Below are 22,787 nucleotides of genomic sequence, written 5' to 3' on the forward strand. Positions count from 1 at the left end.
CGCCGCCTCTCAGGAATCCTGGAGCCGTCGGAACGGCCGGTCCGCCTCCAGCTCGAACGCCAGCTCCAGCAGCGTCCGTTCGGCTCCCGGACGGCCCGAGAACATGACGCCGATCGGCAGCCCGTCCGCCGTCGCGCTCGCGGCCGGCACCGACATCGACGGGGTGCCGACGACGTTGTCGACCGGGGTGAACGCCACGTAGGCGAGGATCCGTTCGATCAGCGTGGCGTAGGGGACGGCCGGGCTGAGGTGGCCGATCGGCGGGGTGGTGTGGGCCAGGACCGGGGAGAGGATCACGTCGAGGCCCCGGAAGCCCGCCGCGTACGCCTCCCGCGTGCGCCTCAGCCTGCGCACGACGCCCGGTGTCCGCTTCCACTTCCGCACGTACGTCTCGCGCAGGCCCCGGCTCAGGCCGTCCATGCGGCTCCGGTCGAAGTCCGCGCCCAGCGTTCTGCCGCTGACGCCGAGCAGGAACGACAACATGCCCCAGTAGGTGAGGAAGTCGTCGGTGAACCGCGGGTCGAGGGGCAGCTCCACCGGTTCCACGGTGTGTCCGAGCCGCTCGAGGCGCTCGGCCGTCTCCGTGACGGCCGCCCGGGTGCCGGCGTCGGCCCGGACGCCGTTCGGGGAGTCCACCAGGAGGCCGATGCGCAGGCGGCGGTCCGAGGGGCCCTCGACGAGGCCCACGGGCGGCAGCTCCGGGTTCCGCCAGTGGCGCTCCGCGGCTGCCAGGAACGCCGCACTGTCGCGCACCGAGCGGCTCACGACGCCGTCGGCGACGAGGTCGACGGGGAGCCTGCGGCCCTGCGCGTTCGCCACCACCCGGCCGCGGCTCGGCTTCAGGCCGACGAGTCCGCACGCGGCGGCGGGGATGCGGATCGAGCCGCCGCCGTCGTTGGCGTGGGCGATCGGCACCGCCCCGGCGGCGACCAGGGCCGCGCTGCCGCCCGAGGACCCGCCCGCCGAGTGGTCCGTGTGCCACGGGTTGCGGACGGGCTCGGCCCCCTCGAACTCCGTGGAGGGACTGAACCCGAACTCGGGCAACCGGGTCTTGCCGAGCACCGTGACACCGGTGCTCAGGAACTGGCGGACGAACGGGGCGTGCCGCCGGGCCGCCCGGGGCGCGAAGGCGGCGCTGCCGTGGCCGGTGGGCAGGCCCCGGTAGTCGGTGTTGTCCTTGACGAAGGTCGGCACCCCGGCGAAGGCGCCGTCGGGCGCGGAGCCGAGGGCCGGGATGTCGAGACGGACCTGGACGGCGTTCAGCCGGGACTCGACGGCCCTGACCCGTGCCCCGGCGTCGCGGGCGGCCTCGGCGGCGCCGACCTCGCCCCGGCGGATCGCGCGGGCGAGGCCGACCGCGTCGTGGTCCCCGAGGGCGTCGTCCCGGAAGGCGTGCACCCTCGCCCGCGACCCGCCGCGTTCCTCGCTCTGTTCCTCGGAAGTCGTCACCGTCGGCTCCGCCCTGCGCGCGTGGATGATGGCCCCGCCATCATTGCCTACCGGCAGGTAACACGCGAGGGGCCGGTGGGCGCGCGTCGGAACGATCACCCGTTCCGGCCGTCGTCGGCGGCCGGCCCACGGACGGGACGTGGACTCCGGCCGGGCCCCGGGACGTGCCACGGGTCCCGGCCGGGAGACGGTGCTCAGAAGTTGATGCTTCCGATCATCCCCGCGATGTTCGTCGTCACCTCACTGATCGTGGGCGCGACGGTCGAGGAGGCCAGGTAGAAGCCGAGCAGCATGCAGACGATCGCATGACCGGCTTTCAGTCCTGACTTCTTGACCAGCAGGAAGACGATGATCGCCAGCAGCACCACCGCCGAAATCGAGAGTGCCACGGCGGCTCACCTCCAAAGAACCCAGGGACATGGGAAGGTCGGACGCGGTCGGACTATCGGAACGCTTCGGTACGCAGGAGCAGATAAATCCACGCAGCGGGCACCTGGTTGATACCCACTGTGCGCTAGTGATCATAACTATCCGTACGCGCGCATCGATCGGCGCACGGCCGCACAAGGGGGCGCATGGCCAATATGGTCAGGGCATGACGACCGAGCCCGACTCCTTCCCCAGACGGCACGCCCGCACCCAGCGGTTCACGCTCGGCGCGCCGCGTTCGTTCACCGTGGCGCCCGACGGTTCACGGGTCGCCTTCCTGCGCTCCGGCTCCGGTACGGACCGGGCCGGTTCCCTGTGGGTGCTCGACGTCGCGGAGGGCGGGGAGCGCGTCGCCGCGGACCCGCGCGCCCTCCTGGGCGGCGCCGAGGAGCACCTGTCGCCCGAGGAGAGGGCGCGGCGCGAGCGCAGCCGCGAGGGCGGCGCCGGCATCGTCGGCTACGCCACCGACGCGGCCGTGGAGCTGGCCTCCTTCGCCCTGTCGGGGCGGCTCTTCACGGCCGAGCTGCGCGCGGGGACGGCGCGTGAACTCCCCACCCGCGGCCCGGTGATCGACCCGCGCCCCTCCCCCGACGGACGGCACGTCGCCTACGTCGCCCGGGGCGCCCTGCGGGTGGTGGGCGCCGAGGGGGACGGGGACAGGGCGCTGGCCGAGCCGGACGCCGAGGGCGTCTCCCACGGGCTCGCCGAGTTCATCGCCGCCGAGGAGATGGGGCGGACACGGGGCTTCTGGTGGGGCCCGCGGTCCGACCGGCTGCTGGTCGCGCGGGTGGACGACACGCCGGTCAGGCGGTGGTGGATCTCCGACCCGGCCCACCCCGGACGTGACCCACAACACGTCCCGTACCCGGCGGCGGGCACCGCCAACGCGGACGTGCGGCTGTTCCTGACCGGGCTGGACGGGGGGCGCACGGAGGTCCTCTGGGACCGGGTGCGGTACCCGTATCTGGCGCGAGTGCACTGGTCAGGGGCGGGCGCGCCGCTGCTCCTCGTACAGGCGCGCGACCAGCGCAGCCAGCTGTACCTGGCCGTGGACACCGAGTCCGGGGCGACCCGGATGGTGCACGCGGACGAAGATCCAGTTTGGCTGGAACTCTTCCCCGGCGTGCCCTGCTGGAGCCCGGCCGGACAGCTCGTGCGGATCGCCGACGAGGGCGGGGCACGGGTGCTCGCGGTCGGTGAACGGCCGCTGACCGGATCGCAGTTGCACCTGCGGGCGGTGCTGGACGTCTCCGACGACGACGTGCTGGTCTCCGCGTCGGCGGGCGAGGACGCGGCCGGCCCGGAGACCGGCGAGGTCCACGTGTACCGGGTGAACGAGCTCGGCGTGGAGCGCGTCTCGCAGGAGCCCGGCGTGCACTCGGCGGTGCGCGCCGGGGGCGTGACCGTTCTCGTCTCCGCGACGCTCGACCGGCCGGGGGCCCGGGCCCGGGTGCTGCGGGACGGGGAGACCGCGGCCACCGTCGCCTCGTACGCCGAACACCCCGGTTTGTCCCCGCGCGTGACGCTCACCCAGGGGGGCGCACGCCGTGTCCCGTGCGCCGTGCTTATGCCGACGGACTACCACGGTGACACCCTCCTCCCCGTCCTCCTGGACCCGTACGGTGGCCCGCACGGTCAGCGCGTGGTGGCCGCGCACAACGCCCACCTCACCTCCCAGTGGTTCGCCGACCAGGGGTTCGCGGTGGTCGTCGCCGACGGACGGGGCACGCCGGGGCGCTCGCCCGCCTGGGAGAAGGCCATCAAGGACGACGTGGCCGCCGTCGTCCTCCAGGACCAGGTCGACGCGCTCCAGGCCCTCGCCGCCGACTTCCCGCTCGACCTGGGCCGGGTGGCCGTCCGCGGCTGGTCCTTCGGCGGCTATCTGGCGGCGCTGGCGGCACTGCGCCGGCCGGACGTCTTCCACGCGGCGATCGTGGGCGCCCCGGTGACGGACCTGCGGCTGTACGACACCCACTACCAGGAGCGTTACGTCGGCCACCCGGACGAGCAGCCGGAGGTCTACCGCCGCAACTCGGTGATCGACGACGCGGGCCTGGTCGACGCCGCCGAGCCGCACCGGCCCATGATGATCGTCCACGGGCTGGCGGACGACAACGTGGTGGTGGCGCACTCCCTGCGCCTGTCCTCGGCCCTGCTGGCGGCCGGACGCCCGCACGAGGTGCTCCCGCTGTCCGGCGTCACCCACATGACCCCGCAGGAGGAGGTCGCCGAGAACCTGCTGCTGCTCCAGGTGGACTTCCTGAAGCGGTCGCTGGCCTGACCCGCCCGAAGGCGCCGACCGCCGTAACACAGGGGCAACTTCGCCGAAGCGGTGCCGATATGCGGACGCGTCACGCTGATCGGCGTACGGCCGTGCGGGTGCCGTGAGCGGGCCGGGGAGCACCATGTCACCCCGGCCCGCTGCCGTCGGCCTCGCCCACCGTCCCCCTCCCCGCCCCGGGCGGGACCACCCGTTTCTCCTCCGCGAAGTGACACGCCGAGTCGTGCGCGGCGGGGCCCGGGACGTCCCGGAACCCGGCGGGCACCGCCAGCGCCGGCACCTCCAGGGCGCACCGCTCCCGCGCCTTCCAGCAGCGGGTGCGGAAGCGGCAGCCCGAGGGGATGTTCGTCGGGGAGGGCACGTCGCCGGCCAGGATGATGCGCTCGCGGTGCTCCCGGGCCTCCGGGTCGGGCACCGGCACGGCGGACAGCAGTGCCTGGGTGTAGGGGTGCGTGGGGTGGTCGTAGATCTCGGCGTCGCGGCCGGTCTCCACGATGCGGCCGAGGTACATCACGCCGACCCGGTCCGAGATGTGCCGCACGATCGACAGGTCGTGGGCGATGAAGACGTACGAGAGCTCGAACTCGTCCTGGAGCCGGCCCATCAGGTTGACGACCTGCGCCTGGACCGACACGTCGAGGGCGGAGACCGGTTCGTCCGCGACGATGATCTCCGGGCGCAGGGCGAGCCCGCGCGCGATGCCGATGCGCTGGCGCTGTCCCCCGGAGAACTGGTGCGGATAGCGGTTGACGTACTCCGGGTCGAGGCCGACCACGTCCAGCAGGTGCTGGACCCGCCGGCGCCGGTCCCCCTTCGGGGCCGCCTCCGGGTGGATGTCGTAGGCCTCCCCGATGATGTCGCCCACCGTCATCCGGGGGTTGAGGGAGGTGTACGGGTCCTGGAAGACCATCTGGATGTTGCGGCGCACGGCCTTGAGGGCCCTGCCCGACAGGCGGGTGATGTCCTCGCCCTTGTAGCGGATCTCCCCCGCCGTCGGCCTCTCCAGGTTGACCAGCATCCTGGCGACCGTGGACTTGCCGCAGCCGGACTCGCCGACGATGCCCAGGGTCTCGCCGCGCCCGAGGTCGAAGTCCACGCCGTCGACCGCCCTGACCGCGCCGACGTGTTTCCTGAAGAGGATGCCGGAGGTGAGCGGGTAGTGCTTGACGAGGCCGCGGACCTCGAGGATCGGTTCGGTGGCCTCAGCCATGCAGGCACTCCCTCCAGAAGTGGCAGGCGCTCCCGCGTTCCGCGCCGGCCCACTGCGGCTCCGTCACGTCGTACAGCGGCGGTACGTCGGTGCGGCAGACGTCCTGGACCATCGGGCAGCGGGGGTGGAAGGCGCAGCCCGGCGGGATGCGGGTGAGGTTGGGCGGCAGGCCCCTGATGGCGTAGAGCTCCCGGCCCTTGTGGTCCAGGCGCGGGATCGACTCCAGCAGGCCGCGGGTGTACGGGTGCGCCGGGGCCTTGTAGATGTCGTGGACGGGGGCCGTCTCCACGATCCGGCCCGCGTACATCACGGCGATCCTGTCGGCGACGTCGGCGACCACGCCCAGGTCGTGGGTGATGAGGATCAGGCCCATGCGGTACTCGCGCCGGAGTTCCGCGAGCAGCTCCATGACCTGGGCCTGGACGGTGACGTCGAGGGCGGTGGTCGGCTCGTCGGCGATGATCAGCTTGGGTTCGAGGGCCATCGCCATCGCGATCATGATGCGCTGGCGCATGCCGCCGGAGAACTGGTGCGGGTACTGCCTCACCCGCTCCCCGGCGGCGGGGATGCGCACCCGGTCCATCAGCTCGACGGCCTTGGCGCGGGCGTCCTTGCGGGACATGCCCCGGTGCACGGTGAACATCTCGCCGAGCTGGTCGCCGACGGTGAGGACGGGGTTCAGCGACGACAGCGCGTCCTGGAAGATCATCGCCATCTCGGCGCCGCGGACCTTCCGGCGTTCCTCCTCCTTCAGCCCCAGCAGGTCCCGGCCCTCGAAGAGGACCTCGCCCCCGGTGATCCGGCCGGGCGGGGTGTCGAGGATGCCCATGACCGCCTGGGCGGTGACGGACTTGCCGGAGCCGGACTCGCCGAGGACGGCCAGGGTCTCGCCGGCGTCCACGCCGTAGCTGACGCCGTTGACGGCCTTGGCGACACCGTCCCGGGTGCGGAACTCCACGTGCAGGTCGCGCACTTCGAGCAGCATGGCGGCGGCTCACCTCAGCTTCGGGTCGAGGGCGTCGCGCACCGCGTCGCCGAGCATGATGAACGCGAGGACGGTGACGGCCAGGGCGCCGGAGGGCCACAGCAGCGCGTGCGGGGCGTTGCGGACGTAGGGGGCGGCGGCGGAGATGTCGATGCCCCAGGAGACGCTGGGCGGCTTCAGGCCGACGCCGAGGAAGGACAGGGTCGCCTCCAGGGAGATGTAGGTGCCGAGCGCGATGGTCGCCACGACGATGACGGGGGCGACGGCGTTGGGCGCGATGTGGCGCAGCAGGAGGCGGGAGTGGGAGGCGCCGAGGGCGCGGGCGGCCTGGACGTAGTCGTTCTGCTTGGCGGTGATGACGGAGCCGCGGGCGATGCGGGAGATCTGTGGCCAGCCGAGCAGCACGATGAAGCCGATGACCGGCCAGACGGTGTTGCTGGTGATGACGGAGAGGAGCACCAGGCCGCCGAGGACGACGGGGATCGCGAAGAAGACGTCGGTGATCCGGGACAGGACCGCGTCCCCCGCGCCGCCGAAGTACCCGGCGAGCCCGCCGAGCACGCTGCCGAGGACGGCGACCCCGAGCGTGGCGAGGACGCCGACCTCCACCGACGTCCGGGCGCCGTGGACGGTGCGGGTGTAGACGTCGCAGCCCTGGCCGTTGAAGCCGAAGGGGTGGCCGGGCTGGGAGCCCTCCTGGGCCTTGGCCAGATCGCACGCGAGGGGGTTGCCGGGGGCGATCAGGGACGGCCGGACGGAGATGACGATCAGGAAGAGGATCACGAGGCCCGAGATGATGAAGACGGGGTTGCGGCGCAGGTCGTGCCAGGCGTCGGACCAGAGGCTGCGGGGCCGTGCGCCGGAGGCGGGCGAGGGGCCCGGCCCCCGGGGGCCGGCGCCGTCGGGGCGCTGCGGGGGCTTCTCCGGCGTGACGGCCTCGCCGGCGCCGAGGTCCGTCGTCCCGCCCGTGCCGGCCCCGGCGACGGCGCGTTCGGGCTCGTAGGGCTTCTGCTCAGACATAGCGGATCCTCGGGTCGAGTACGGCGTACAGGAGGTCGACGACGAGGTTGGCGACCAGGAAGACGAGGACCAGGACGGTGACGAAGCCGACGACGGTCTGCGTGTTCTGGCGCAGGATGCCCTGGTAGAGCTGGTAGCCGACGCCGTGGATGTTGAAGATCCGCTCGGTGACGATGGCGCCGCCCATCAGGGCGCCGATGTCGGTGCCGATGAAGGTGACCACCGGGATGAGGGAGTTGCGCAGCAGGTGCCGGGTGATGACCCGGTGGCGGGGCAGGCCCTTGGCGACGGCCGTGCGGACGTAGTCGGAGCGCCGGTTCTCCGCGATGGAGGTGCGGGTCAGCCGGGTGACGTACGCCAGGGACACCGAGGCGAGGACCAGGCCGGGGACGATCAGCTCGTCGAGGGGGGCCGCCGTGGAGACGGCCGGGTCGATCCAGCCCCATCTGACGCCGAGCAGGAGCTGGAGCAGCAGGCCGGTGACGAAGGTGGGGACCGAGATGACGACCAGGGTGAACAGCAGGACCCCGGTGTCGACGGGTCGTCCGCGGCGCAGGCCGGTGACGACGCCGAGCGCGATGCCGACGACGATCTCGAAGACGATCGCCACGACGGTCAGCCGGACGGTGACCGGGAACGCCGTTCCCATCAGCTCGGTGACCGGCTGGCCGTTGAAGGCGGTGCCGAAGTCTCCGGTGAAGACGTTGCCCATGTAGGTGAGGTATTGCTGCCACACGGGCTTGTCCAGGCCGAACTCCCTCCTCAGCCGGGCCGCGGTCGCCGGGTCGCACTCCCGGTCGCCGCACAGGCCCGCGACGGGGTCGCCCATCACGTTGACCATCAGGAAGATCAGCAGCGTGGCCCCGATGAAGACCGGGATCATCTGGAGCAGCCGCCGGACGACGTACCGTCCCATGGCGCCTCCTCAGCTGACCTTGATCTCGTTGTAGACGGGGACGCTGAAGGGGTTGAGCTCGACGTCGGACAGCCGCTGCGAGTAGCCGGCGCTGCCGCTCTGGTACCAGAGCGGGATGGCGGCCATGCTGTCCCGCACGACCTCCTCGGCCTGCTGGAAGGTCCGGACGGCCTGGGCGGTACCGGTCTGGCCGTTGGCCTCGTCGATGAGGGCGTCGAACTTCTCGTCGGACCACTTGCCGTCGTTGGAGGAGGCGTTGGTGTAGTAGAGCGGCTGGAGGAAGTTCTGGATGAGCGGGTAGTCCATCTGCCAGCCGGCGCGGAAGGGGCCGCTCATCTTCTTGCCGGTGATCTGGTTGCGGAAGTCGGCGAAGGTGCCGACCGGGTTGCCGACGCAGGCGCGGTCGTTGCCCAGGGCGTTGTTGATGGAGTTGCAGACGGCGTCGACCCACTGTCCGTGGGAACCGGTGTCGGCGTTGTAGGTGATCTTGACCTGGCCGCCGGGCAGACCGCCGCCCTCCTCGATCAGCTTCTTGGCCCGCTCGGGGTCGTACGCGCAGGCGTCCCCGCACAGGCCGGCCTTGTAGCCGCCGTCCGCGCCGAGGACGGGCGAGGTCCAGTCGGTGGCCGGGGTGCGGGTCTTCCGGAAGATGGTGTCGGTGATCTGCTTGCGGTCGATCGCCATGGACAGGCCGGTGCGGACCTTCTCGGAGCCGGGCTTGTTCCAGTTCTCGTCGTAGTAGGGGAAGGCGAGGGTCTGGATGATGCCGGCGGGGCTGCTGATGTACCGGTCGCCGAGGTCCTTCCGGACGTTCTTGAGCTGGGCGGCGGGAACGTCGTCGACGAGGTCGAGGTTGCCGGCCATCAGGTCGGTGTAGGCGGTGTTGTTGTCGGTGTAGACCTTCAGGTCGACGCCGCCGTTCCGGGCCTTGTCGGGGCCGGGGTACCCGTCCCACGCGCGCAGGGACATCTGCGAGCCGCGGGTGTAGTTGTCGACCCGGTACGGTCCGTTGCCGACCGGCTTCTCCAGCCAGGCGTCGTGGTCGTCGAAGAACGCCCTGGGCAGCGGGGCGAAGGCCGGGTAGCCGAGGGTGTCGGGGAAGGACGAGAACTTCTGGCCGAGCCTGACCGTGAAGGTGCGGGGGCCGGTGACCTTCAGCCCGGAGAGCGTGTCGGCGCTCTGCTCGCCGCCGTCCTCGGGGTGCACCTCGTCGTAGCCGTCGATGTACGCGAAGAAGTACGCGTTGCGCTGGTTGTTCCTCAGGCTCGCGCCGTAGTTCCAGGCGTCCACGAAGGACCGGGCGGTCACTTTCTCGCCGTTGCTGAAGGTCCAGCCGTCCTTGACGGTGACGGTGAAGTTCTGCGAGTCGGAGGTGTCGATCCTCTCGGCGAGCATGTCCTTCGCCTCGCCGGTCCTCGGGTCGTACTTCTTCAGCCCCCGGAAGATCATGTCGAGGACCTTGCCGCCCTGCACCTCGTTGGTGTTGGCCGGCTCCAGCGGGTTCTGCGGGTCGCCCCAGGAGGAACTGAGCACGGCACCGCCGTCCGAGCCGCTGCCGCCGCCGCAGGCCGACACCGCGAGGACCGCCGCCGCCGCGCATGCGGCCCGTGTGGCGTGCGTGGCTCCGCGCATGGAGTGCCTCCCAGTGCCTGACTCGTCCGCCGGTCCGTTCTCGGCCAGCATCCGGGGGCGGGTCCCGCAGCGCACATTCGTCCGGTCCGTACGGGTTCGGGGGGTCCTCCGGACGGACGTACGGCGCAGGGGCGCCGGGCCCGCGCTCGCTCGCGCCCGGCGGCACGCGAAGGACCGGGGGCGGGAGGTGTCCTCCCGCCCCCGGTCCATGGGCCGTCAGGCGACCGGCCGGGGCCGGAACCGCCGGGTCAGCTCTTCGAGACGCCCGCCTCGCCGGCGGGGCCGTCCTCCAGGGCCGCGAGAGCCGGGTCGAGGACGATGTCCTCGGCGCGGGCCTCGACGGTCGGCTCCTCCGGGAAGTGACAGGCCGTCAGGTGACCGGCCTTGCTGCCCTCGATGCGGACGAGCGGCGGCTCCTCGGTCGCGCACTTGTCCTGGGCCTTCCAGCACCGCGTGCGGAAGCGGCAGCCGGACGGCGGGGCGATCGGCGAGGGCACGTCGCCCTGGAGGCGGATGCGCTCCTTCTTCTCCGCGTCGATGTCCGCGTCCGGCACGGCCGACAGCAGCGCGTGCGTGTACGGGTGGCGGGGCCGCTCGTAGAGGGAGTCGCGGTCCGCGATCTCCACGATCTTGCCCAGGTACATCACCGCGACGCGCTGCGAGAAGTGCCGCACGATCGACAGGTCGTGGGCGATGAAGACGAAGGCGATCCCCATCTCCCGCTGCACCTCCTGCAGCAGGTTCACCACCTGGGCCTGGATCGACACGTCGAGGGCCGAGACCGGCTCGTCGGCGATGATCAGCTTCGGCTCGAGCGCGATGGCGCGCGCGACACCGATGCGCTGGCGCTGACCGCCGGAGAACTCGTGCGGGAAGCGGTTGTAGTGCTCCGGGTTGAGACCGACGATCTCCAGGAGCTCCCGGACCCGCTTCTCACGGCCGCCGGGCGGGTTGATCCCGTTGATCTCCATCGGGCCCGAGATGATCGTGCCCACGGTCTGCCGCGGGTTCAGCGACGCGTACGGGTCCTGGAAGATCATCTGGATCTCGGACCTGATCGGCGCCAGCTGCGACCGGTTCGCGTGGCTGATGTCCTGCCCGTTGTACTCGATGGTGCCCTCGGTGGGCTCGTACAGACGGGTGATCAGCCGGCCGGTCGTCGACTTGCCGCAGCCGGACTCGCCGACGAGGCCGAGGCTCTCCCCCGCGAAGACCTCGAAGTCGACGCCGTCGACGGCCTTGACCGCGCCGACGGTGCGCCGGATCGGGAAGCCGCCCTTGATCGGGAAGTGCTTCTTCAGGCCCTTGACCCGCATGAGGGGTGCGCCGTCGCCGTCCCGCTGCTGCGGGATCGAGTCGGCGACCGCCGTGTTCGTCTTGCTGTTGTCGCTCATGGTGATGCCCCAGTCGCCGGTTTCCGCTCAGCCCAGCCGGGGCTGAATCGTCTCGATGAACACCTGCTGCCGCTGTTCCCCCGTCAGGTGACAGGCGGCCGCGCGGCCCGGGGCGAGCACCGGGCGCTCACCCGAGCAACGGCCGCCGGGGACCTTGTCGGTGAATGCGCACCGCGGGTGGAACGCGCAGCCCGAGGGCGGGTTGAGCAGCGAGGGCGGCGATCCGGGGATCGGCATCAGCGGCTCGTCGACGTCGGAGGAGAGCCTCGGCATCGATCCCAGCAGGCCCCAGGTGTACGGGTGCTGCGGCGTCTTGAGCACCTCACGCGTGGTGCCGCGCTCGACCGCACGGCCCGCGTACATCACCATGATGTCGTCGGCCATGTTGGCGACCACGCCCAGGTCGTGGGTGATCATGATGATCGCGGAGCCGAACTCCTGCTGCAGGTCCTTGAGCAGGTCGAGGATCTGCGCCTGCACCGTCACGTCGAGGGCCGTGGTCGGCTCGTCGGCGATCAGCAGGTCGGGGTCGCAGGCGAGCGCCATGGCGATCATGGCGCGCTGCCGCATGCCGCCGGAGAACTGGTGCGGGTAGTCGTCGACCCGCTGCTGCGGGTGCGGGATGCCCACCTTCTCCAGCAGGTCGATGGCGCGCACCCGGGCGTCCTTCTTGGAGGCACCGGTGTGCTTCATGAAGGGCTCGCCGATCTGACGGCCGATCGTGTAGTACGGCGACAGGGCGGTCAGCGCGTCCTGGAAGATCATCGCCATCTTCATGCCGCGCAGCTTTTCCATCTGCTTCTCACTGGCGGTGGTCAGCTCCTGACCGTCCAGTGTGATCGACCCGTCGATGGCGGTGTTCTTGCGGTTGTGCAGGCCGAGGACGGCCAGGTTGGTCACCGACTTGCCGGAGCCGGACTCGCCCACGATGCCGAGCGTCCGGCCGCGCTCCAGGTCGAAGGAGAGCCCGTCCACCGCCTTGACGATGCCGCCCTCGGTGGAGAAGTGGACCTTGAGGTCGCGCACCGAGAGGAAGGCGTCCCCCGCGGCGGCGGCCGGTGCCTCTTCGGGCTTGGTCTGAGTGGTCACGGTGGTTCTCCTAGGACAGGCGCACGCGCGGGTCGATGACGGCGTACAGGGCGTCCACGATCAGGTTGAAGACGATGATGAGCGCGGCGCTGACCAGCATCACGCCCATCAGCATCGGCAGGTCCTTGTTGGTGACGGAGTCGAGCGCGAGCCGGCCGAGTCCGGCCAGGCCGAACGTCAGCTCGGTCACCATGCCGCCGGACAGCAGCCCGGACAGGTCGATGCCGAGGATGGTGACGATGGGGATGAGGGAGCCGCGCCAGGCGTACCGGAAGAAGACGTAGTTGCCCGACATGCCCTTGGCGCGGGCCGCCTTCACGTGTTCTTCCTGGAGCTGCTCGATCATCGACGAACGGCTCATGCGGGTGTAGTTGGCGGTGAAGATCGTCGCCATGACGATCCAGGGGATCAGCAGACCCATGAACCAGCCGCCGAGGTCCTCGGAGAACGGCACGTACTTCGGCTTGTCCAGCCAGCCCGTGTTGTAGACCAGGAGCAGCAGGACCAGCGGACCGAGGAAGTAGATCTGCATGGAGCTGATGACCAGAGAGCCGGAGCTGAACGTCTTGTCCAGCCAGGTGCCGCGGTTCTTCGCGGCCAGCATGCCGGCGCCGAGACCGACGATGAGGAAGACCACGAGGCTGCCGACGGTCAGCGAGAGCGTCAGCGGGAAGCGGTCGACGATCGTGTCCCAGACGTTCTGGTTGTTCGCGAAGGAGACGCCGAAGCAGGGCGCGGCGCAGTGACCGACGGCGAAGTCACGGCCGGCGAAGATGCCGACGATGAAGTTCCAGTACTGGACGGGGACCGGCGAGTCGAGGCCGAGGTTCTTGTGGATGATCGCCAGCGCGTCCGGCGTGCAGTTCTTGCCACAGGCCAGCATGGCCGGGTCCTGCGGGATCGCGAAGAACATGAAGAACGTGAACGCACTGATCAACAGCAGAATCAGCGCCGCGCCGAACGTCCGGCGAATGAGGAATTGAAGCATGGCAGGCAGCTGCTCTCAGGACGGCGGCAATCGGTTGGGGAGGTCTGGAAGGGGGTCCGGGCCCCGGTGGTGGGCGCTCCGCCGCGCGCCCACCACCGGTTTCCCGACAGGGCGGATTACTTCTTGAGGAAGATCCGGGTGACGTCCACGTAGCTCGAGTCGGAGCTGTAGCGGATGCCGCCGATGTTCGAACCGAAGATCTGGAAGACCTTGGTGTAGTAGATCGGCGCGGCCGGGTTGACCTTCTCGGTGATGTACGTGCCCAGCTCACCCCACGCCTTGGTGGCCTCGGCGGTGTCGGTGATCTTCTGGATCCGCTTGATCTCCGAGTTCACGTGCTCGTCGTTGATGTGCGAGTAGTTCGACGCGCCGTCCTGGATCTGCGTGCCGTCGTACACCGGCGGGAAGACCGTGGACGCGGACGGCCAGTCCTGGCCCCAGCCGGTCATGTACAGGTCCAGGCCGTTGTTGACCTTGCCGACCTGCTCGTACCAGGTCGCGGCGTCGATCTCCTTCTTCTGGATGTCGAGGCCGATCTTGCCCAGCGCGTCGGCGATCAGGACGGCCTGCTGCTGACGGGTCGGCGTGTTGGCGTAGGCGTACACGAGCTTCTTGCCCTCGAAGCCGCCTTCCTTGATCAGCTTCTTGGCGGCCTCGATGTCGCCGTTGGGCTTCTTGGCGCGGTTGAACGGGTCGTACTTCTCGTCGTAGCCCGGAGTGGTGGGCGACATCAGGGAGTTGGCGACCTCACCGCCGTAGGCACCGCCGTCGGCCTTGAAGACCGAGGTGGCCGGCATCGCCAGGGCGATGGCGTCACGGAGCTTCTTGTCCTTGACGCGGTCCATGTTGAAGTTGAGCTGCCACACGTAGGGCGCGTAGCCCTGGATCGTGCGGTTGGTCATGGCGTCCTTGTTGCTGACGACCTTCTGCAGCTGCGTGGTGGCGACCTGGCCCGTGAACATCATCGCGTTCTTGGCCGCGCCCTGGTCGGCGAGCAGGGTCTTGGTCTGGTCCTCGTCATCGTGGTTCATCTCGATGTCGAAGCCGTCCACGTACTGGTGGCGCACCGAGTCGGACTTCGGGTCCCACTGGGTGTTCTTGACCAGCTTCATCGACTTGCCCGGCTTGAAGTCCGCGATCTTGTACGGACCGGTGGCGACCGGGTCGGAGTCGTACTTCTCCTTGGTGTCCGTCTCCACGGGGACGACGCTGTAACCGGGCATGGTCAGCATCTGCGGGAGGTCGGGCTGCGCCTCCTTGAAGTGGAAGACGATCGTCTTGTCGTCCGGCGTCTCCAGGACGTTGTCGGGCAGGTGCTTGCCCTTGTCCGGACCCTCGTACGCCTTGCGGTAGGTGGTGCCGGCACCGGACAGCCACTGCTGGAGGTAGGTCGGGCCGTCGGTGATGTAGTTCGCGTACAGGCGCTCGACCGTGTGGCGGATGTCCGCCGAGTTGATCGGGTTGCCGTTCTCGTCCTTCAGGTTGTCCTTGAGGGTGTACGTCCAGGTCTTGCCGCCGTCGGCCACCTTGCCCGCGTCGGTGGCGAGGTCGCCCACGACGGTCAGGTTGCCCTTGTCGTCCTCGGAGTACTGGGTCAGGCCGCGGTAGATGAGGCGGCTGAGCAGCTTGCCGTCCGAGACGTAGATCTGGCCCGGGTCCAGGTGGGAGAAGTCGTCCTCCTGGTACACCGTCGCGACGCCGCCGGGCTTGGCGCCCGGGACCTCGGGGGCGGGACCGGCCGACGCCTTGGCGTCGCCGATCTGCACAGGCTTGGACTGCGACGCGGCGTCCTTCTTGCTCTTGCTGTTGTCCTTGGACGAGTTGCCGCTGTCGCCGCCGCCGCAGGCGGTGAGGGTCAGGGCGCCCGCCGCCACCGCGACGAGCGCGGCCGTAGCGGTGCGGTTTCGGAAGATGCTCATGGAGTCGAATCCACCTGCCTGTGAGTAGTGAGCACTGCTGGTACGCGGCCGGAGACGGGCTGGGTGGCACCGGGCCCGACCTGGGGCAGAGCGAGGAGTCCCCGTGGGGGCTCAGCGGCCCGTCTTGGGATCGAAGGCGTCCCGGACCGAGTCGCCGAGGAGGTTGAAGGCCACGACGAAGATCACCATGGCGATGCCGGGGAAGAGCATGTAGTACGGGTCCTGCTCCACGATGTTCGCGCCGATGGCGAACATCCGGCCCCAGTCCGGCGTGGGTTCGACGTACCCGACACCGACGAAGGAGAGGAAGGCGATGCTCAGGATGGTGCTCGGCAGCGTCAGGGTCGCCTGCACGAGCGTAGGCGTGACGATGTTGGGCAGCAGTTCCTTGCGGATGATGCGCCAGGACGAGGCGCCGGAGATGCGCGCCGCCTCGACGAACTCCCGGTCGCGCAGGGACAGCGTGGCGGCCCGGACGATGCGCGCCATGCTCATCCAGCCGAGGAAGGACATCACGATGATGATCGCGCAGGTGCGCACGTAGGTGGGCGTCTCCTCGTCCGGGGCGACGAACACCGTGGTGATCACGGGCATCGCGGCGACGAAGAACAGCTGGCTGGGCAGGGCCATGAAGAAGTCGGTCACCCGGCCGAGCCAGTAGTCGGTCTTGCCGCCGAAGTAGCCTCCGGCGAGGCCGATCAGGACACCCAGGATCGTCATGATGAGCGTCGCGGCCAGTGCCGTGGCGATCGAGGTCCGCATGCCGTACAGCAGCTGGGTGAAGACGTCGCGGCCCAGACCGGGCTCGATGCCGAACCAGAACTCGCCGTCGATGCCGCCGGCGGGCTTCGCCGGCATGGTGAACATGTCCAGGAGGTCGGGGTTGTCCTGGCCGTAGAGCGTATACGGGTTCTTGCCGTACACCTTCGCGATCAGCGGTGCCGCCGCCGCGACGACGAAGAAGAACAGGACGACGAAGGCAGAGATGACACCGGTCCGGTCGCGCTTGAAGCGACTCCACATCAACTGCCCGGGGCTGCGCCCCTCCGACTTCTTCGACTCCTTGGCGTCACCCTGGGGTGCGCTCTCTTTGTCCAAGACGGAAGAGGCTTCAGCACCCTCAATCTCGATTGGACTCGTCATGATTCGTCCATTTCACAGGTGTTGGAGACCGCCGGGAGTGCACGAGTGGTCCGACGGCCTTCGCACGGCGTATGTCATTCGAAGCGCGCGAGGGGAACAACGACTTGGGGGAACCCGCCCTCGGGGGCCCGGCTCGCGACCGGCACCGGCCGGCCACGGGAGCGAGCCGTCAGGGAAGTTCGCGCCACCGGATCGCCACCGCGGCGAAGGCGGCGGAACCGAACCCACCTACGGGACCTGCACCTGCCACCGGGGACGACGCGGCCCATATGGCGCTTGTGGCACCTCGCATGGGTTCCTCCTCATGAATCCGCTGGTTCACCGCAAAGAGGAGCACACGACAACTTCCGGCCCCGTCACCGGTGCCCGAGATTCGTCAAGTGCCCCCGCGCTCGCGAGTCTGCGCCGTCAGCGCGTGACCCGTTCATACGAGCTCTACGCGCCTAACTATCTGCCATCCGCCAGGGACCGAACCACACTCTCGAGGTCTCGGTTCGATCACAGATAGGGCCTAGATCTTCCAAAATCCGGACAAAGGGTTTGGTGAGAGATCACTGCGAAACGGACTTGTTACACATCTATCGGAAGCCGGTGCCCGAATAGCGGACACCCGTGTCGGAAAAAGAGATTGCGGGTAACGTGCCCGCCGTGCAGGGTGCCCACGGGCATGTCCCGCACCCACCACGCTCCGTGTGCAAGGCCGTTGACCTCGGTGACGCCGGTTTCGGCCCCACCGGTCCGACCGGGCGCGCGACTTGCGGGCAGGGTAGTGCGAGCCGGCCCCCCGTACGGCGCCTCGTCCCGGAGTCGAGGGTTTTCCCTACGTCTTCGCGAGCCCCTCTCCAGAGGATCGCACCCCACGCATCGCACCGCATGTACGGAAAACGGCGCCGGGCACCCCTCCGAGGAGGAATGCCCGGCGCCGTTCTCCGCGGGGCGGGTCAGCCGTGCTTGGCGCGGCTCGCGGCGCGGGCGCGCTCACGGGCGTCCAGGTTCACCTTGCGGATGCGGACCGCCTCGGGGGTCACCTCGACGCACTCGTCGTCGCGGCAGAACTCCAGCGACTGCTCCAGCGACAGCTTGCGCGGCGGCACGATCGACTCGGTCACGTCGGCCGTGGACGACCGCATGTTGGTGAGCTTCTTCTCCTTGGTGATGTTGACGTCCATGTCGTCGGCGCGGGAGTTCTCGCCGACGATCATGCCCTCGTACACCTCGGTGCCGGGCTCCGTGAAGAGCACGCCGCGCTCCTGGAGGTTCGTCATCGCGAACGCGGTGACGGCGCCGGCGCGGTCGGCGACCAGCGAGCCGTTGTTGCGGGTCGTCAGGGTGCCGAACCACGGCTCGTGGCCCTCGTGGATGGAGTGGGCGATGCCGGTGCCGCGGGTCTGGGTCAGGAACTCCGTGCGGAAGCCGATGAGGCCGCGGGAGGGGACCACGAACTCCATGCGGACCCAGCCCGAACCGTGGTTGGACATGTTGTCCATGCGGCCCTTGCGCACGCCCATGAGCTGCGTGACGGCGCCCATGTGCTCCTCGGGCACGTCGATCGTCATGCGCTCGACGGGCTCGTACGTCTTGCCGTCGACCTCCTTGGTGACGACCTGCGGCTTGCCGACGGTCAGCTCGTAGCCCTCGCGGCGCATCTGCTCGACCAGGATGGCGAGCGCCAGCTCGCCGCGGCCCTGCACCTCCCAGGCGTCCGGGCGGTCGGTGTCCAGGACGCGGAGCGAGACGTTGCCGATCAGCTCGCGGTCCAGGCGGTCCTTGACCTGGCGGGCGGTGACCTTGCGGTCCTTGACGGCCGCCTTGTTGTCGGCGCCCTTGCCGGTGGCGCCGCGGCCGACCAGCGGGGAGGTGTTGGTGCCGATGGTCATGGAGATCGCGGGCTCGTCCACCGTGATCAGCGGCAGCGGGACCGGGTTCTCCGGGTCGGCCAGGGTCTCGCCGATCATGATGTCCGGGATGCCGGCGACCGCGCAGATGTCACCGGGGCCGGCCTTCTCGGCGGGCTTGCGGGTGAGCGCCTCGGTCATCATCAGCTCGGAGATCCGCACGTTCTGCACGGACCCGTCGCGCTTCATCCAGGCGACGGTCTGGCCCTTCTTCAGCTCGCCCTGGTGGACGCGCAGCAGCGCGATGCGGCCGAGGAAGTTGTCGGCGTCCAGGTTGGTGACGTGGGCCTGGAGCGGGGCGCCCTCCTCGTAGGTGGGGGCCGGGATGTGCTCCAGGATCGTCGAGAAGAACGGCTCCAGGCTGTCCGAGTCGGACGGGACCGTGCCGTCCTCCGGCTTGGTGAGGGAGGCGACGCCGTCGCGGCCGCAGGCGTAGACGATCGGGAACTCGATCTGCTCCTCGTCGGCGTCCAGGTCGAGGAAGAGGTCGTACGTCTCGTTGACGACCTCGTCGATCCGGGCGTCCGGCCGGTCCGTCTTGTTGATGCAGAGGATGATCGGCAGCCGCTGCTGGAGCGCCTTGCGCAGCACGAAGCGGGTCTGCGGCAGCGGACCCTCGGAGGCGTCCACGAGCAGGACGACGCCGTCGACCATCGACAGACCGCGCTCGACCTCGCCGCCGAAGTCGGCGTGGCCGGGGGTGTCGATGATGTTGATCGTGATCGGCTCCCCGCCGTCCTTCGGGTGGTACTTCACCGCCGTGTTCTTGGCGAGGATCGTGATGCCCTTCTCACGCTCCAGGTCGTTCGAGTCCATCATGCGGTCGTCGACGGAGTCGAGCTGGTGCGCGGCGAAGGCACCGGCCTGCTTGAGCATCCCGTCGACGATGGTGGTCTTGCCGTGGTCGACGTGGGCGACGATGGCGACGTTGCGGATGTTGTGACGCGTAACAGACACAGCCATGTGTGGCGTACTCCCGGAGGGTGTGAGGACGGCCCTCGCGGACGTCCGTGTCACGCGGGCCTGCCGGGCGATACATGCCACGGCCTCACCCAATGGTACGGGGCCGCGGGGGCAGGGGCTTGCCGGGCCGTGTCCGGGGGCCGGGGACGCCCGCTCAGGACGACGGGCTCGCCGACCGCGGCGCGCCCTCGGCGCCCTTCTTCAGGAAGCCCATGTCCTCGTAGACCGGGGTCCCGAAACCGAAGGCTCCCGCGTTGACGAGGTTCTTGCGGGCGGCGGTCAGCTGGGGGCGCTGGTAGAGGGGGATGGAGCCGGCCGCCGCCCAGATCCGCGAGTCGGCCTTGCGCAGCAGGTCGCGGGCCTCCTTCTCGTCCAGCGTGGCCAGGGCCTGGTCGAAGAGCTGGTCGACCTGGTCGGTGCCGACCCGGGTGTAGTTCTGCGCGACGTTCAGGGAGCCGTCGGCGGCCGGGACGGGCTTGGCGTAGATGGGGCGGGCGTCGGTGGCGGGGAAGGCGGTGGCCGGCCAGGAGTAGAGCGCCAGGTCGTACTCGCCGGAGGCGATGTGGTCCTTGAAGTAGCTCTCGCCGGGGACCTTGGTGATGTCGGTGCCGATGCCGACCTTCTTCAGCATGCCGGAGACGCGGTCGGCCACGGTGCGCAGCGCCTCGGAGCCGGGGCCGGAGGGGAGCACGAAGCGCAGGGTGAGGGCCTTGCCGTCCTTGGCCAGCGGCTTCACCGCCGAGCCCGCCGGGGCGGCGGTGCCCTTGGGGGCGTAGGCGCCGGGTGCTCCGCCCTGGGCGGTGTTCTTCCCGCTCCTGTGCTTCTCACCGCTCTCCCGGTCGGTGTCGTCTTTCTTGTCGTCCTCGCCGACGATGTAGGTGCCGTCGTCGTCGCCCTCGGACTTCTCCCCGTCCCTGCCCTCCTTGCTCTCCTCGCCTTCCTTCTTGTTCTTCTTGTTCTCCTCGCCGTCCTCGCCGTCCTCGCCGTCCTCGGACTTCTCGCCCTCGGCGCCGGCCGCCTTCTCCCCCTTCTCCCGCTCGTCCACGGGCCCGCCGGACACCCACCCGGCGTCCGCGAGGAGGGCGCGGGCCTCCTTGGCGTCCTGGCCGCCGAGCGCCCCGCTGTTGTCGGCGTACACGGGCTGGCCGGCCAGGGCGAGGTGGCTGCCCACGGGCTCGGCGGGCAGGTCCAGCGGCCCCAGCACCGCCTTGGCCAGTGCCCTGCGGTCCAGGGCGCGGGCGACGGCGCGGCGGACGCGCTCGTCGGCGAGGGGGCCGCCGGCGCCGTTGAGGGCGAGCTGGGTGTAGGCGGGCTCCAGCGACTTGCGCAGCTCGAATCCGCGCAGGGCCTGCTGCCTGCGCCGCTGCTTCTCCGCCGCCTCGCGGCGCTCCTCGCGGGCGAGGGTCTCCTCGTCGGCCGCCTCCTCGTCGGAGCCGTTGGCGACGGCCCAGGAGCGCAGCTCGTCGGCGGCGGACCGCTTGCCGTCCTCCGTGGCCGACGGGGTGCCGGCGGAGGTGCCGCTCGCGCCCATCACCGGGGTCCCGGTGGCCGCCTCGCGGGGTCCGGCGGCCAGCGTCACCTCCTCGGCGGTGTCCGGGTCGAGCTCGGCCAGGTCGACCTTGCCGGCGGCCAGCGCGGAGACCCGCTTGTCGCGCGGCACGGCGCGCAGCACGATCTCGGAGAGCTTGGGCTGGTCGCCCCACCAGCGGGGGTTGCGGGTGAGGACGATCTCGTCGTCCTCGGTGTCGACCTTCTTGAGGGAGAAGGGCCCGGCGGTGACCTCGAGCCTGCGCCGGGCTCCGTCGTTGAAGGAGTCCGGGGTGCCCATGACCTCCTTGGGGTACAGCGGCGTGAACAGCGACTTCCAGTCGGTGTAGGGCCGGCTGAAGGTGACCTTGACCTCCAGGTCGTTGTCGCCGCGCTCGATCTTCTCGATGCGGTCGTAGCCGGCGTTGCGCGCGGTCCAGTAGGCGCTGTCCTTGCCGGACAGGGCGCGCCACTGGGCGGCGAAGTCGGCGGCGCCGATCTCCCGGCCGTCGCTCCAGACGGCCTGCTGGTCGAGCTTGTAGAGGACGACCTGCTTGGGCTCGGTGTCGACGACCTTCGCGGATTCCAGGTAGTCGGGGTTGCGCACCGGGCGGCCGGTCGCGTCCGTCCGGTACATCGAGGGCAGCACGGCCTGCGCGACGCGGGCCGTGGTGGCGTCGGCGTCCGACTGGAAGGTGTTCAGGGTGTCCGGCACGGAGTCCACGGCCCAGTGCAGGGTGCCGCCGTCGGCGATCCGGGCGCGGGCCGCCGGAGCGATGTCCTGCCCGGCGAGCGGCTCCCCGGAGGAGTCCTCGGAGCTGCAGCCGGCCAGCGCGGGGAGCGCGAGCACACCCGCGGTGAGGAAGGCGACCGAGCGCGTGACCGCGCGGGGTCCGACGCCGACGTGGGACATCTCTGCTACCTCCGGAAGGCCGCGGGGTGGTGATCACGTCCGGGGTGATCGGGTCCACGATGACCGCTCTTGCGGTATTTGGAGTTGATCATTTGTATTCGTGCGATATGCGGCCACTGAAGAGGAAACGGTTCGGCGACGCGGGGAGACACGGCGGTGGCGGTGCGCAAGGCCACCCGTGCGGCGCAACGCACCGCTCCTCGCCCCCGTACACCCCGGGCGATCGGTGCACGTCCCTTCCCAGCGGCAGGTGCGACGCGCGACACTCTCAGGCGCATGGACGTCGCCGTCCGGGGCCGGCCGGACGCCGGGCCCTACGGAAGTGAGGTCACGTCATGTCCGTCCACGACGACCTGTCATCCCTCCAGCGCTGCCTCGACGACCTGTCCCGGTCGGTGAACCGCCTGGCGCGGCGGATCGGCGGCGACGGCCTGGAGATGCGCCGGGTCCGCACCGACGCCGACCACCTGCGGGAGAGCGTCGCGCTGCTGCGGGCTGCGGCCGCCTCCCCCGACGCGGCGAAGCGGCCCGACCTCGTCCCGATCCCCGACACGCCGTACGACGGCTCCCTGTGGACGGACTCGGACGACGAGGGCCTCGGCGCCCGCGACCGCCGCGCCCCCTGACACCGGACCGGAGCCGGCCCGTGGCCACCGGAACGGACCCACCCGGCACGGACCCCCGTCCCCGCGGCGTCCACGCCCCGGGGCGCGCCGCCGTCCGCGCCCCGCACCTGCGCACCGACCGCCGGCAGCCCGGCGCCGGCCGCCACCGCCGCCGGGCTGCCGGCCTTCGTCGTCCACTCCACCGGGCGGGCCTTCGCGAACGCCGACCACTACACGGCCCCGTACGTCTCGCCGCTCCACTCCCCCTGCCTGGCGGAGAACCGCGAGCCGATGCGCGCCGGCCCGGACCAGGAGCTGTTCGGCACCTGGCGGGGCGTCTCCCCCGCGATCGTCATCCTGGTCTTCCCGCTCGGCTTCCGCCCGGCCTGCTGCTACTACCGCAAGGCCTGCTACCGGGGCTTCTGGGCG

At 70.4% G+C, this 22,787-nt stretch carries 16 protein-coding genes and 1 pseudogene; 3 read left to right on the plus strand and 14 right to left on the minus strand.

Translation table 11 applies throughout. The annotated features are described in order from the left end of the window. Positions 1-9: 9 nt before the first annotated feature. A complete protein-coding gene (locus tag ACZ4V6_RS13680; protein WP_467826248.1) occupies positions 10-1,449 on the minus strand; it encodes an amidase in 1,440 nt (479 codons plus the stop codon). 194 nt (positions 1,450-1,643) lie between these two features. Further along, entirely contained in the window at positions 1,644-1,838 is a 195-nt protein-coding gene (locus tag ACZ4V6_RS13685; RefSeq protein WP_077800274.1) for a hypothetical protein, read from the minus strand. Positions 1,839-2,044: 206 nt separating this feature from the next. Here ACZ4V6_RS13685 and ACZ4V6_RS13690 point away from each other — a divergent pair, with 206 nt between their 5' ends. Continuing rightward, positions 2,045-4,159 carry a S9 family peptidase gene (locus tag ACZ4V6_RS13690; protein WP_467826250.1) on the plus strand — a complete coding sequence of 705 codons (2,115 nt, stop codon included), beginning with the start codon at positions 2,045-2,047 and terminating at the stop codon, positions 4,157-4,159. A gap of 127 nt (positions 4,160-4,286) precedes the next feature. On the opposite strand, the gene ACZ4V6_RS13695 is transcribed toward ACZ4V6_RS13690, so the two are convergent. From ACZ4V6_RS13695 to ACZ4V6_RS13750, 12 genes are all read right to left on the minus strand, one after another. Continuing rightward, on the minus strand, positions 4,287-5,369 hold the full coding sequence (locus tag ACZ4V6_RS13695) for an ABC transporter ATP-binding protein (protein WP_467826253.1): 1,083 nt from the start codon (positions 5,367-5,369) through the stop codon (positions 4,287-4,289). Beyond that, positions 5,362-6,354 (minus strand): ABC transporter ATP-binding protein, encoded by a 993-nt coding sequence (locus ACZ4V6_RS13700; protein ID WP_467826255.1) that lies wholly within the window; start codon positions 6,352-6,354, stop codon positions 5,362-5,364. The genes ACZ4V6_RS13695 and ACZ4V6_RS13700 overlap by 8 nt, the downstream gene beginning before the upstream one ends. Before the next feature lie 9 nt (positions 6,355-6,363). Then, positions 6,364-7,374: an ABC transporter permease gene (locus ACZ4V6_RS13705; RefSeq protein WP_467826258.1), complete on the minus strand. Its 1,011-nt coding sequence runs from the start codon at positions 7,372-7,374 to the stop codon at positions 6,364-6,366. Beyond that, a complete protein-coding gene (locus ACZ4V6_RS13710; protein WP_467826261.1) occupies positions 7,367-8,290 on the minus strand; it encodes an ABC transporter permease in 924 nt (307 codons plus the stop codon). The genes ACZ4V6_RS13705 and ACZ4V6_RS13710 overlap by 8 nt, the downstream gene beginning before the upstream one ends. Positions 8,291-8,299: 9 nt before the next feature. Continuing rightward, complete coding sequence (locus ACZ4V6_RS13715) at positions 8,300-9,922, minus strand: peptide ABC transporter substrate-binding protein (RefSeq protein WP_467826263.1); 1,623 nt, start codon at positions 9,920-9,922, stop codon at positions 8,300-8,302. A 248-nt stretch (positions 9,923-10,170) separates the two neighbouring features. After that, entirely contained in the window at positions 10,171-11,316 is a 1,146-nt protein-coding gene (locus ACZ4V6_RS13720) for an ABC transporter ATP-binding protein (RefSeq protein ID WP_467826265.1), read from the minus strand. Positions 11,317-11,343: 27 nt separating this feature from the next. Continuing rightward, positions 11,344-12,405, minus strand: coding sequence for an ABC transporter ATP-binding protein (locus ACZ4V6_RS13725; RefSeq protein WP_467826268.1), 1,062 nt, complete (start codon positions 12,403-12,405; stop codon positions 11,344-11,346). 10 nt (positions 12,406-12,415) lie between these two features. After that, positions 12,416-13,393 (minus strand): ABC transporter permease, encoded by a 978-nt coding sequence (locus tag ACZ4V6_RS13730; protein WP_467826271.1) that lies wholly within the window; start codon positions 13,391-13,393, stop codon positions 12,416-12,418. A gap of 116 nt (positions 13,394-13,509) precedes the next feature. Next, positions 13,510-15,312, minus strand: a complete 1,803-nt coding sequence (locus ACZ4V6_RS13735) for an ABC transporter substrate-binding protein (protein ID WP_467826274.1) — start codon at positions 15,310-15,312, stop codon at positions 13,510-13,512. Positions 15,313-15,423: 111 nt separating this feature from the next. Then, positions 15,424-16,455: an ABC transporter permease gene (locus ACZ4V6_RS13740; protein WP_467826277.1), complete on the minus strand. Its 1,032-nt coding sequence runs from the start codon at positions 16,453-16,455 to the stop codon at positions 15,424-15,426. Positions 16,456-17,396: 941 nt separating this feature from the next. Then, positions 17,397-19,313 carry a translational GTPase TypA gene (typA, locus tag ACZ4V6_RS13745; RefSeq protein WP_077800262.1) on the minus strand — a complete coding sequence of 639 codons (1,917 nt, stop codon included), beginning with the start codon at positions 19,311-19,313 and terminating at the stop codon, positions 17,397-17,399. Between the two features lie 154 nt (positions 19,314-19,467). Then, positions 19,468-21,753, minus strand: coding sequence for an ABC transporter family substrate-binding protein (locus ACZ4V6_RS13750; protein WP_467826280.1), 2,286 nt, complete (start codon positions 21,751-21,753; stop codon positions 19,468-19,470). A gap of 335 nt (positions 21,754-22,088) precedes the next feature. Here ACZ4V6_RS13750 and ACZ4V6_RS13755 point away from each other — a divergent pair, with 335 nt between their 5' ends. After that, positions 22,089-22,379, plus strand: coding sequence for a hypothetical protein (locus tag ACZ4V6_RS13755; protein WP_467826283.1), 291 nt, complete (start codon positions 22,089-22,091; stop codon positions 22,377-22,379). 20 nt (positions 22,380-22,399) lie between these two features. Then, positions 22,400-22,787: pseudogene (locus tag ACZ4V6_RS13760) on the plus strand (hypothetical protein); the annotation flags it as partial.

This window comes from Streptomyces sp. NPDC029152, from assembly GCF_055564355.1.